The sequence below is a fragment of the Promicromonospora sp. NPDC060204 genome (assembly GCF_042728455.1).
Taxonomy (GTDB): domain Bacteria; phylum Actinomycetota; class Actinomycetes; order Actinomycetales; family Cellulomonadaceae; genus Promicromonospora.
The window spans coordinates 19,210-30,539 of sequence record NZ_JBHWZO010000041.1 but is presented as its reverse complement, the minus strand read 5'-3'; the positions used below and the strand labels follow the sequence as shown (position 1 = coordinate 30,539).

The 11,330-nt window shown below is 72.2% G+C and carries 11 protein-coding genes; 9 read left to right on the top strand and 2 right to left on the bottom strand.

Annotated features, from left to right (window positions below):
* The 7 genes from ACFWEJ_RS07925 to ACFWEJ_RS07895 all read left to right on the top strand — a co-directional run.
* Positions 1-514, top strand: a 514-nt coding sequence (locus ACFWEJ_RS07925; RefSeq protein ID WP_377228648.1) for an HIT family protein, incomplete at its 5' end; no start/stop codon positions are given.
* Positions 514-1,182, top strand: coding sequence for a phosphatidylinositol phosphate synthase (gene pgsA, locus ACFWEJ_RS07920; protein ID WP_377228647.1), 669 nt, complete (start codon positions 514-516; stop codon positions 1,180-1,182). The genes ACFWEJ_RS07925 and pgsA, both read left to right, overlap by 1 nt.
* The gene (locus ACFWEJ_RS07915) at positions 1,182-2,177 is read left to right on the top strand and encodes a phosphatidylinositol mannoside acyltransferase (RefSeq protein ID WP_377228646.1); all 996 of its coding nucleotides are present in this window, start codon (positions 1,182-1,184) and stop codon (positions 2,175-2,177) included. Before pgsA ends, ACFWEJ_RS07915 begins: the two co-directional genes overlap by 1 nt.
* Positions 2,178-2,206: 29 nt before the next feature.
* Positions 2,207-3,403, top strand: coding sequence for a glycosyltransferase family 4 protein (locus tag ACFWEJ_RS07910; protein ID WP_377228651.1), 1,197 nt, complete (start codon positions 2,207-2,209; stop codon positions 3,401-3,403).
* On the top strand, positions 3,400-3,987 hold the full coding sequence (locus ACFWEJ_RS07905; protein WP_377228645.1) for a hypothetical protein: 588 nt from the start codon (positions 3,400-3,402) through the stop codon (positions 3,985-3,987). The genes ACFWEJ_RS07910 and ACFWEJ_RS07905 overlap by 4 nt, the downstream gene beginning before the upstream one ends.
* Positions 3,988-4,159: 172 nt before the next feature.
* Positions 4,160-5,062: a pyridoxal 5'-phosphate synthase lyase subunit PdxS gene (gene pdxS, locus ACFWEJ_RS07900; protein WP_377228650.1), complete on the top strand. Its 903-nt coding sequence runs from the start codon at positions 4,160-4,162 to the stop codon at positions 5,060-5,062.
* 85 nt (positions 5,063-5,147) lie between these two features.
* Positions 5,148-6,083 carry a hypothetical protein gene (locus tag ACFWEJ_RS07895; protein WP_377228644.1) on the top strand — a complete coding sequence of 312 codons (936 nt, stop codon included), beginning with the start codon at positions 5,148-5,150 and terminating at the stop codon, positions 6,081-6,083.
* Between the two features lie 36 nt (positions 6,084-6,119).
* Here the strand turns inward: ACFWEJ_RS07895 and ACFWEJ_RS07890 are convergent, their stop codons facing one another.
* The gene (locus ACFWEJ_RS07890; protein WP_377228643.1) at positions 6,120-7,106 is read right to left on the bottom strand and encodes an Abi family protein; all 987 of its coding nucleotides are present in this window, start codon (positions 7,104-7,106) and stop codon (positions 6,120-6,122) included.
* Between the two features lie 176 nt (positions 7,107-7,282).
* On the opposite strand from ACFWEJ_RS07890, the gene ACFWEJ_RS07885 reads away from it, so the two are divergent.
* Entirely contained in the window at positions 7,283-8,215 is a 933-nt protein-coding gene (locus tag ACFWEJ_RS07885; protein WP_377228642.1) for a S41 family peptidase, read from the top strand.
* Between the two features lie 48 nt (positions 8,216-8,263).
* Here ACFWEJ_RS07885 and ACFWEJ_RS07880 read toward each other — a convergent pair whose 3' ends face one another.
* Positions 8,264-9,763 carry an SDR family NAD(P)-dependent oxidoreductase gene (locus tag ACFWEJ_RS07880; RefSeq protein WP_377228641.1) on the bottom strand — a complete coding sequence of 500 codons (1,500 nt, stop codon included), beginning with the start codon at positions 9,761-9,763 and terminating at the stop codon, positions 8,264-8,266.
* A gap of 172 nt (positions 9,764-9,935) precedes the next feature.
* On the opposite strand from ACFWEJ_RS07880, the gene ACFWEJ_RS07875 reads away from it, so the two are divergent.
* The gene (locus ACFWEJ_RS07875) at positions 9,936-11,318 is read left to right on the top strand and encodes an FAD-dependent oxidoreductase (protein ID WP_377228640.1); all 1,383 of its coding nucleotides are present in this window, start codon (positions 9,936-9,938) and stop codon (positions 11,316-11,318) included.
* The last annotated feature ends 12 nt before the right edge of the window (positions 11,319-11,330 follow it).

Genomic DNA, 11,330 nt, shown 5'->3' with positions numbered 1-11,330 from the left:
CCCTGGGCTCTGCCCCCCCCCCCCCTTGGTATACCCGGGCGGGCCGCACACGCGGCCCGCCGGCCCCCCCCCCCCGGCCCCGTCCGCCCCCCCCCCGGGGGGCGCCCCCGCGCGGGCCCCCGCCGCCCCCCGCGGGGAGCGGTGCTACGTGGTGCTGAACCTCTACCCGTACAACTCGGGGCACATGATGGTGCTCCCGTACCGGCACGTCTCGGACTACACGGACCTCACCGAGGCCGAGACGGTCGAGCTGGCGCAGATGACTCAGCAGGCCATGCGCGTGTCGCGCGCCGTCCACGCGCCCGCAGGCTTCAATCTTGGTATCAACCAGGGCGAGGTCGCGGGCGCGGGCATCGCGGCGCACCTGCACCAGCACGTGGTGCCGCGCTGGCTGGGCGACGCGAACTTCCTGCCCGTGGTGGGCCAGACCAAGGCGTTGCCCGAGCTGCTCGCGGACACCCGTCGTCGGCTCGCGGAGGCCTGGGAGACCGCGGGGGGCGGAGAGGAGAACTGATGTTACGGGGCCTGCGCTCCTTCATGACCACGCTGTTCACCCCGTTGGCGCGGCTGCTGCTGGCCCTGCGGGTCTCGCCGGACGCGGTGACGATCGCCGGCACCGTCGTGGTCACCGCGGTGGCCCTGACGCTGTTCCCCACGGGGCACACGCTCGTGGGCGGCCTGCTCATCGGCTTCTTCGTCCTCTTCGACTCGCTCGACGGGGTGATGGCGCGCCAGGCCGGGCGCTCCGGCCCGTGGGGCGCGTTCCTCGACTCCACGCTGGACCGGGTGTCCGACGGCGCGGTGTTCGCCGGCATCACGCTCTGGTTCGTGCTGCACCCCGACGAGCACCACGGCCTGTGGGGCACGTGCGCCGCCCTCGCCTGCCTGGTGCTGGGCAGCGTGGTGCCGTACGCCCGCGCCCGGGCCGAGAGTGTCGGGGCCACCGCCCAGGTGGGCATCGCCGAGCGTGCCGACCGGCTCCTGCTGGCGCTGGTCCCGTTCACCTTCATGCAGGTGGGCCTGCCCGTCGTCGTGCTGGAGGTCGTGCTCACCCTGCTGGCGCTCGCCAGCCTGGTGACCGTGTTCCAGCGCATCGCCACCGTGCGGGCGCAGCTCGCCCGGCACACGGTCGACACGCGCAACGGTCCGCACGAGGGCCCGCTGGCCGGACAGGGAGCCTGATGGACGTCGCGGCGGCCTACACGTTCGCGTGGCGCAACGCCACGAAGATCCCCGAGCCCGTGCTCCGGGCCGTGTTCACCGCGGTCGCCGACGTCACCTGGCTGCGGCGCGGCAAGAGCGTGCGGCGCATGGAGAGCAACTACGCGCGCGTGCGGCCCGACCTGGACGGGAAGGCGGTCCGCCGGCTGTCCCGCGTGGGCATGCGCAGCTACATGCGCTACTTCCGGGAGGCGTTCACCCTCCAGGGCGTCACCTCCGAGAAGCTCCGGGCGCGCGTGCGCCTGGAGGGCTACGACGAGCACGTGCGGCCCGTGATCGCCGACGGCGGCGCGGTCTCGCTCGCCCTCGGTCACCTGGGCAACTGGGACCTGGCCGGCGCCTACGCCTCCCAGAACCTCGCGGGCGTGCTCACCGTCGCCGAACGGCTCAAGCCAGACGAGCTGTTCGAGGAGTTCGTGCGGTTCCGCGGCTCCCTCGGCATCGACGTGCTGGCCCTCGGCAACGGCGACGTGCTGGGCTCCCTGGTGCGTGGCGCCAAGGAGGGCGGCCGGCTCATCCCGCTCCTCAGCGACCGCGACCTCACCTCGACCGGCATCGAGGTCGACCTCGCCGGGCACCGCGCCCGCGTGGCCGCCGGCCCGGCGATCCTGAGCCTGGAGGCGGGCGTCCCCGTGCACGCCGTCGGCATCACCTACGAGCGGCTGCGCGGCGACCGCCGCCGGGCGGCCGGCACGCCGTGGGGCATCGTCATCCGGTTCTACCCGCCCCTGCCCGTGCCCGACGTCGGACTGCCCCGTGCCGAACAGGCGCGGATCCTCACCCAGGGCTGGGTCGACCAGCTCAGCGAGACCATCGTGGAGCACACCCACGACTGGCACATGCTCCAGCGCGTGTTCGTCGCCGACCTGGGCCCGGCCCGGCAGCGGGCGGCGGGGCGGGCCGCGCAGCGGTCCACGAACCCGCCCGACCCGGCCCAGGCGCGGGAGAACGGATGAGGGTCGCGCGGCGGCGCGGTCACCGCGCGCTGCGTGTCGGCATCGTCTGCCCGTACTCGTTCGACGCCCCCGGCGGCGTCCAGTTCCACGTGCGCGACCTCGCCGAGGCGCTGCAGGCCGCGGGGCACCACGTGTCGGTGCTGGCACCCTCCAGCGACGACACCGAGCTGCCCGACGTCGTCACCGCCGCCGGCCGCGCCGTGCCCGTGCCCTACAACGGCTCGGTCGCGCGGCTGACGTTCGGGCCGCTGACCGCCACGCGGGTGCGCCGCTGGCTGGAGGGCGGCATCGACGGCACCCCGTTCGACATCGTCCACCTGCACGAGCCGATGGTCCCGTCCCTGTCGATGCTCGCCCTGTGGCAGGCCACCGAACCGGTGGTCGCCACGTTCCACACCTCCCAGGTGCGCTCGCGGGCGCTGCAGGTCGCCTACCCGCTGGTGCGGCAGTCGCTGGAGAAGATCGCCGCCCGGATCGCCGTCTCCGAGGACGCCCGCCGCACCCTCGTGGACCACCTGGGCGGCGACGCCGTCGTGATCCCGAACGGGGTGTACACGCAGGTGTTCGCGAGCAGCGGCCGGCGGCCGGAGTGGACGGGCACCCCCGACGCGCCGACCGTCGCCTTCCTCGGCCGGCTGGACGAGCCGCGCAAGGGGCTGAGCGTGCTGGTGCAGGCCATCCCGGCGATCCTGGACCGGGTGCCCGGTACGCGGTTCCTCGTGGCCGGGCGGGGCAACGGCATCGTCGCCGAGACACGGGAGGCGCTGGGGGAGCGGGCGTCGTCCGTCGAGTTCCTGGGCGCGGTGTCCGACGCCGAGAAGGCGGCGCTGCTGGCGTCCGCCGACCTGTACGTGGCCCCGCAGACCGGCGGCGAGAGCTTCGGCATCGTGCTCGTGGAGGCGATGAGCGCCGGCTCGGTCGTGGTGGCCAGCGACCTGGGCGCGTTCCAGCGCGTCCTCGACGACGGCGCCGCGGGCGCGCTGTTCCGCACCGGCGACCCCGCCGACCTCGCCGCGACCGTGCTGGACCTGATCGCCGACCCGGCGCGGCGCGACGCCTACCGCGCGCACGCGGCGCAGTGGGTCCAGCGGTTCGACTGGTCCGGCGTGACCGAGCAGGTCCTGGCCGTCTACGAGATGACGCTCGACGCCGACCACGCCATCGCCGGCGATGCCGTGGGCCGCATCATGGGGCTGTTCCCGCGCCGGGTCGGGGGTGACACGTGACCTGGTCGGAGATCGCGCTGATCGCGCTCGCGGCCCTCGTCGTCGGCCTGGTGTTCGCCTGGCAGGGCGCCTCCCGGCTCGACCGGCTGCACCGCAAGGTCGCGGCGTCGCGCATCGCCCTGGACGCGCAGCTCGTGCGGCGGGCCTCCGCGGCGGTGGAGCTGGCGGCGTCGGGCGCCCTGGACCCGGCCAGCTCGGTGCTGGTGGCCGACGCCGCGTACACGGCGTCCGACGCCGGACCGGTCACCTCGCCCGCCGCCGCGCTGAAGATGGACGGGCTGGACTCGGCCCGCGAACGGGCGGAGTCCGGGCTCACGGCGACGCTCCGGGAGGCGCTCGGCTCGCCCGAGGCGGTGCGGGACCTGCGCGCGGGCCCGGCGGGCGAGGTCGTGGCGGGCCTGGCGGCCGCCTGGTACCGCGTGACGCTGGCCCGCCGCTTCCACAACGAGGCCGTCGCGCAGGCCCGGCGGGTGCGCAGGCTCTGGTACGTGCGGCTGTTCCACCTGGCCGGCCGGGCGCCGATGCCGCGCACCGTCGAGCTCGACGACGCCCTGCCGCCCGGTCTGGAGCCGGCCGCCGGGTGATCGGCGGGTGATCGCCGGGTGACGGCGCTGTCCACCAGATGACCGTTCTGCGGGCGGCGGCCGGGACGCCGCAGACCGGGCGATAAGATCGAGGCAGGGCGCCGACCGCGCCCGGAACGACCGGCGTCGATCCCACCGGCGAGAACTATGCGAGGTAACCGTGACTGAATCCGTGACCGGCGAGAACACCGTGGGCACGGTCGGCACCGCGCGCGTGAAGCGCGGTATGGCCGAGATGCTCAAGGGCGGCGTCATCATGGACGTCGTCACGCCCGACCAGGCGAAGATCGCCGAGGACGCGGGCGCGGTGGCCGTCATGGCGCTCGAGCGGGTGCCCGCGGACATCCGTGCGCAGGGCGGCGTGTCGCGCATGAGCGACCCCGACATGATCGACGGCATCATCGAGGCCGTCTCGATCCCCGTGATGGCGAAGGCGCGCATCGGGCACTTCGTCGAGGCGCAGGTGCTGCAGTCGCTCGGCGTCGACTACATCGACGAGTCCGAGGTGCTGACGCCGGCGGACTACACGAACCACATCGAGAAGTGGAACTTCACCGTGCCGTTCGTGTGCGGTGCGACCAACCTGGGCGAGGCGCTGCGCCGCATCACCGAGGGCGCCGCGATGATCCGCTCGAAGGGCGAGGCCGGCACCGGCGACGTCTCGAACGCGACCACGCACATGCGCCAGATCCGCCAGCAGATCCGCCGCCTCACGTCGCTGCCCGAGGACGAGCTGTACGTGGCCGCCAAGGAGCTCCAGGCGCCGTACGAGCTGGTCAAGGAGGTCGCGGTCACCGGCAAGCTGCCGGTCGTGCTGTTCACCGCGGGCGGCATCGCCACCCCGGCGGACGCCGCGATGATGATGCAGCTCGGCGCCGAGGGCGTCTTCGTCGGCTCGGGCATCTTCAAGTCGGGCAACCCGGCGCAGCGCGCCGAGGCGATCGTCAAGGCGACCACGTTCTTCGACGACGCCGACGTGATCGCCAAGGTCTCCCGCGGCCTGGGCGAGGCCATGGTCGGCATCAACGTGGACGAGATCCCGGAGCCGCACCGGCTGGCCGAGCGCGGCTGGTGAGCTGAACCGTAGTCGGAGAGGCGCCGAGGACCTGCCGGGTCCCCGGCGCCTCTGTCCTCCCGGGCGCGCCGCTACCCTGGCGTCCATGTCCGATGACTACGCGTTCGATGCGCAGGTCCTGAACGGCCTGGTGCGCTCGGCGTCGGTCATCCGTGTGCACGACCGTGGTGCGTCCAGGAGTCTGCCGCGCGACGTCGAGCCCGTGCTGACGATCAGCGAACGTGCAGAGCTCGACGATCTGGCCCGGTTACTGGAGGTCTCCCGATCCACGGGCATATTGTGCCTGTGCCTCGGCGACTCCGCGTTCGAGCTGCTCGACCACGAGGGCACCGCAATCGATGTCCTCGGCTGGCACCACGGCTCGACGCTGCGCTGGCAGGGCTCGCCTGACGGCGATGTCGAGCTCGCGCACGGTCCGGAGCTCATCGCCTGGCTGGCTGCTCACGGCTATACACACCCTGGTGAACGGGTCGACCGTCGCGAACAGCAGCGACGAGATCAGGCACGGGCCCTTGAGTCCTGGACGGCGGCCGCACCCGAGGCAGTTCGTGCAGAGGTTCCCCGGATACTCGCGGGGGCCGCGTCGGGGCTACCCGAGTCACTGGCCGACGACCTCGCCCGCAGCCTTGTTGAGGCGCACCCGGGCGAAGCCGACCAAGCGCTGGCGCTCCTGCGCTGGCGGTCAGGCGGCACCGGCCGCTACTCGGGCTACCCGGTGCACGAGCAGACGGCGACGACCTTGCTCGAGCGGTTGCCTCTGCAGGCCGTCTTCACGGCCTTGGCCGGTGTACCCGCCACTGACCCCGCATGGTCCGGCGCCGTCCGCTACCTGTTGGCCTGGCGCCCCAAGGACATCGTCCTGCTGCGCCGCATCCCGGAGAGCGTCTGGAGCGTGCTTGCCCAGGTGGTGCACGACGAGGTCGACAGCATGTGGGCCGACCGCTACGAGACCTGCCACCGCCAGGTCGAGCACGCCCACGCCCAGAGGGAGCGGGCCCGCAGGCGCTCCCGTAGGGGCTGAGACTTCGCTTGCAGCACTGGCTCGCGGACCGTCAGGTCAGCCGCGCCAGAGGTCGAGCGACTCCCAGCCCCTTGGAGTCCCCGTCGATGCGATCGTGAGGGCATGCGAGGCCGGGAACTCCCGCAGCAGCGCTGCCAGCTGTTTCGCCCAGTCCGAGTCGGCGTCGATGGACGGCAGGATGTAGGCGATCACGGCGAGGGCGTTGTAGGTCCCGAAGACGCCCTTGGCCGTCTCCTCGTCCCGCAGGTGGTCGAGGACCGGGATCTGCCCCGCCTTCGGACGGGCCGGCGCGTGCTGGAGCTTCCTGTTGAACAGTCGGGAATGGTGTGCAGCGACGTTGCGGACGTAGTTCAGACTGGCGAGCCAGCTGGTCATGATCTTCTTGGTCGGGACTCCGAACGCCAGGGCGATCTCCTCGGCGTCCTTCTGGTGCATGCCACGGTAGAGGACGGAGAGGTGGCCCAGCTCGAGAATCTCGGTGAGCGCCCAGACCGGCATGCGGTCGTCGTACTTTTCCCGGAAATGCTCGACGAACCGCTCGTCGGAGCTGGCCTTCCTGTCGTTGACGCGTTGGAGCCACTGCACGTGCCTGCTCGGCGCGGGGTCCCGGTCATCGGTGCTCTCGGCGGTGAAGGCCTCGGTGAAGCAGTTCGGGTCCTCGTAGGAGAAGGGGGATCTCCTGCCGAGCACGTAGCCGATCCGCATGCGGACGGCGACCTCGATGCGCTCGACGCCGTCCATGACCAGCATGCGCAGCTGCCGGTCGAAGTCGATGATGTCCTCGGCGTGCCGCAGTGTCGTGCCCGCCCGGTAGTCGCTGAGTACGCGGATCCGCGTGCGGCCCTCGTCGTCGAGGTGCTGCTCGGACTCGCGGAACGGGTAGAGGTAGCCGGTGAGTCGGTAGTAGCCGACTGACTGCAGGACCGACGTGGCTCGGCTGCGGTCCTCGATCCCAATTCCGTGCCCCGCCAGCCGGTCGATCTGCTCGTCGACGGACAGCCACGGCTTCGCGTACTCCGCCATGGTCCTCCCTGGGAAAAGAAAATCAGCCCGCGCCTTGCGGCAACGGGCTGATCGTGATGGAACCAGATTAGCACGATGGGGCGCGTCTCGGCCCGAGGTCGTGGTCGCGTTCGACGAGATCCCGGAGCCGCACCGGCTGGCCGAACGCAGCTGCATGCGGGGCTGAGTCAGCGATCTTGCATTGCAGAACAGCGACTTGGTTCCTGCAGAACAGCGACTTGCGGGAAACCCCGTTGACGCCTCATCAGGCTGTTCGGTTGACTCCGCGCATGCTGATCGCCCAGGTCCAGGACCTCGTGAGAACCCACTACGTCTTTCCCGACGTGGCGCAGGACGTCGCCGACGCGCTCGACGAGCTCACCGTCGACGCGGTCGACGAGCCGGCGTTCGCCGAGGCCGCCACGACCGTGCTGCAGTCGGTCAACGGCGACCGGCACCTGCGGGTGCGGCACTACCCGGAGGGTGTGCCTCCCGAGCAGGACGAGGAGGAGGTGCGCGCCTACTTCGCCGCGCTGGCCCGGGAGCACGGCCCCGCGATCAGCGAGGTGCGCCGCCTGGAGGGCAACGTGGGCCTGCTGACGATCGGCCCGCTGATCCTGCCGCCGGAGTACGTCCGCCCGGGCGCGTCGGCGGCGTTCACGCTGCTCCAGGGCGTGCGTCGGCTCGTCGTCGACCTGCGGGGCTGCGTCGGTGGCGTCCCCGAGTCCGTCGCCCTGCTGGTGAGCCACCTGCTCGGCGACGAGCCGACGCACCTCCTGGACCTCGTCCACCGCGACGGCACGGTCGAACCGTCGTTCACCACGCCGGACGTCGCGCCGAGGCTGCCCGACGTCCCGGTCGTCGTCCTGACCAGCAGCCGCACGTTCAGCGGCGGTGAGGAGCTCGCCTACGACCTGCAGGCGCTCGGCCGGGCGGTCGTCGTCGGCGAGACGACGGTGGGCGGGGCCCACCCGCGGGAGGCGTTCGACCTCACCGCCCACCTGCAGCTCCACGTCCCGATAGCGCGGTCGGTGCACGCCGTCACCGGCACCAACTGGGAGGGCGTCGGGGTCGTCCCCGACCACCCGTGCCCCGCGGAGCAGGCGGTCGAGGTCGCGCTCGCGCTCTGATCCCGCCGGAGAGCCGTGGCTCCCCGGCACGTCGGTGTGGCTACGCCGCTACCAGGGCGACGGCTCGTAGTCCTTGAGGAAGCAGCCGTACAGGTCGGTCCCGGCCTCGCCCTGGACGATCGGGTCGTAGACGCGGGCGGCGCCGTCGACCAGGTCGAGGGGCGCGTGCCAGCCCTCGGCGGCGATCCGCAGCTTCTCCTGGTGCGGGCGCTCGTCCGTGATCCACCCGGTGTCCACCGCGGTCATCAGGACCCGGTCCTTCTCGAACATCTCCCCGGCCGAGGTCCGGGTCAGCATGTTCAGGGCGGCCTTGGCCATGTTGGTGTGCGGGTGTCCCGCGCCCTTGTACCGGCGGGAGAACTGCCCCTCCATCGCCGAGACGTTGACGACGTACCCGCGCCGCGACGCGGACGTCGCGGCCCGCATCGCCGGGCGCAGCCGGGAGATGAGCAAGAACGGCGCGATCGCGTTGCAGAGCTGGACCTCCAGGAGCTCCAGCGGGTCGACCTCGTCCACGACCTGGGTCCACGAGTTGTTCTTCTGCACGTCGGGGAGCAGCCCGCCGGCGTCGACCGCCGTGCCCGCCAGGTGGGCGTCCAGGGAGGCCGAGCCCGCCCTCAGGGCCAGCGCCGTCAGGGACGCCGCGGTGTGCGTCGCGACGGCGTCGTCCTGCGACTGCCCTTCGTGGTGGGCGACCGACAGGGCGGCCAGGGCGCCCGCGATCGCAGCCGGGTGCGCCTCCGAGACGTGGTCGAACGTGACCATCTCCGGCGGCTGGAGGCCGAGGGGGAGCGGGGGGACCGGCGCCGACTCGCCCGTGACGAGCTGCGAGTACGCCCCCGGCGACCGGCGGACCGTCTGGCACGCGTTGTTGATCAGGATGTCGAGCGGGCCCGCCGCGGCGACGTCGTCGGCCAGGGCGATCACCTGGGTGGGGTCGCGCAGGTCGATCCCGACGATCTTGAGCCGGTGCAGCCAGTCGGCGGCGTCGGGCATCGCCGAGAAGCGGCGCACCGCGTCCTTCGGGAAGCGGGTGGTGATCGTGAGGTGGGCGCCGTCGCGCAGCAGGCGCAGCGCGATGTACATGCCGATCTTCGCGCGGCCCCCGGTGAGCAGGGCGCGGCGGCCGGTCAGGTCCGTGCGCTGGTCGCGCCGTGCGTGGCTCTTCGCGGCGCAGTCCGGGCACAGCCAGTGGTAGAACGAGTCGACCAGCACGTAGTCCGTCTTGCAGATGTAGCAGCCGCGGGCGGTGCGCAGCTCCCCGGCGAACGCCCCCGGCACGGAGGAGACCAGCGGGATGCCCGCGGTCTCGTCGTCGATCCGCGCCGCCGAACCGGTCGCCGTCCGCTCGATGATGGCCCGGTCGTGCGCCTGGAGCTCCTCGCGGACCGCGGCCTTGCGGGACTTCTTGAGCAGCTTCCACATGTAGCCGGTCGCCTGCTTGACCGTCTTGACGTCGGGGTGGTCGGGCTCGAGGTCATGGAGCTGGCTCAGCACGCGAAGGGTGGTGGCGAGCTCGTCCGGGTCGATCCCCGCTTTCGTTGGCACCGCCGAAGGATATCTGGCGGCCTGCGCCGTCCGACCACCCGTTGCTAGGGTGCACGGGACGTTTGCGACAAATCGGCACCCCCGATGTGACGAAGATCCACCAGCTCGACCCCTGCCGCAGTCTTGCGCTGCCCTTCGAGAGGAACTCGCCGTGAACCTGAGCCGCAAAGAGATGCTGAGACTGATCGGGACGGGCGCCGGGGCGGTGGCGCTCGGGTCCGCGGCGGCGAGCCCCGCTGCCGGCGTGGAGGCGCGCGGCGGAGGCGACATCGTGCGCGACGTCGCAGTGATCGGTGGCGGTGCGGCCGGGACGTACGCGGCGATCCGGCTTCGGGAGCTGGGGCAGAGCGTCGTCGTGGTCGAGCGCAACGGGCGGCTCGGCGGGCACACGCAGACGTACACCGACCCCGCCACGGGCAGCACGCTCGACATCGGCGTCGTCGTCTGGCACGACCAGCCCCTGGTGCGGCAGTGGTTCGAGCGCTTCGACATCCCGCTGCAGAAGGCGTCGTTCAGCGCCGGGCAGACCCTCTACGCCGACTACCGCACGGGCCGCGAGGTCCCGGGCTACACGCCGCCGAACCCCGGCGCGGCGCTGGCCCTGTACGGCGAACAGCTCGCCAGGTTCCCGTACCTGGAGTACGGCTTCGAGCTGCCCGACCCGGTGCCGGCGGACCTGCTCCTGCCGTTCGGCGACTTCGTGCGCAAGCACGGCCTCGACGAGGTGGTGCCGACGGTCGTTCAGTTCGGCCAGGGCCTCGGCGACCTGCTGAGCCAGCCGACCCTGTACGTGATGAAGAACTTCGGCTCGGACATCCTGCGCAACCTCCAGACCGGGTTCCTCAGCACCTCGCGCCGGAACAACAGCGAGCTCTACGAGAAGGCGCTCGCCGAGCTGGGCGACGACGTGCTGCTGAACAGCCGCGTCGTCTCCACCGACCGGGACGGCGGGAAGGACGCCGCCGTCCGCGTCGACACGCCCGCCGGACCGCGGACCATCCGCGCCCGGAAGGTCCTGGTGACGATCCCGCCCCTGCTCGGCAACCTGGACGGGTTCGACCTCGACGGCCTGGAGCGCAACCTCTTCGGCCAGTTCCGCAACAGCGCCTACTACACCGGCGTGCTGCGCAACTCCGGGCTCCCCGACAACCTGTCGGTGCGCAACGTCGGCCTGGACACCCCGTTCAACACGCCCCAGCTCCCCGGCGTCTACGTCATCTCCCCGACCGGCCTCCCCGGCCTGCACAACGTCAAGTTCGGCAGCCCCGTCGCGCTGTCGGACCGGGCGGTGCAGAACGAGATCCGGGCGAGCGTCCTCCGCCTGGGTGAGGCCGGCACCGTACCGACCACGCGCCCCGACTTCGCCACCTTCGCCAGCCACACCCCGTTCGAGCTGACGGTGCCGGCCGCCGCCGTCCGCGCCGGCTTCTACCGCCGCCTCGGCACGCTCCAGGGCCGCAACCGCACCTACTACTCGGGGGCGGCCTTCCACACGCACGACTCGTCCTTGATCTGGCAGTTCACCGAGACGCTGCTGCCGCGCGTGGCCGCCTGACCGCACCAGCGC

Bases quoted from the DNA above. Each gene is read 5' to 3' on its own strand.
- pgsA (WP_377228647.1), top strand. From the start codon at position 514: ATGTTACGGGGCCTGCGCTCCTTCATGACCACGCTGTTCACCCCGTTG.
- ACFWEJ_RS07915 (WP_377228646.1), top strand. From the start codon at position 1,182: ATGGACGTCGCGGCGGCCTACACGTTCGCGTGGCGCAACGCCACGAAG.
- ACFWEJ_RS07895 (WP_377228644.1), top strand. From the start codon at position 5,148: ATGTCCGATGACTACGCGTTCGATGCGCAGGTCCTGAACGGCCTGGTG.
- ACFWEJ_RS07890 (WP_377228643.1), bottom strand. From the start codon at position 7,106: ATGGCGGAGTACGCGAAGCCGTGGCTGTCCGTCGACGAGCAGATCGAC.
- ACFWEJ_RS07875 (WP_377228640.1), top strand. From the start codon at position 9,936: ATGCTGAGACTGATCGGGACGGGCGCCGGGGCGGTGGCGCTCGGGTCC.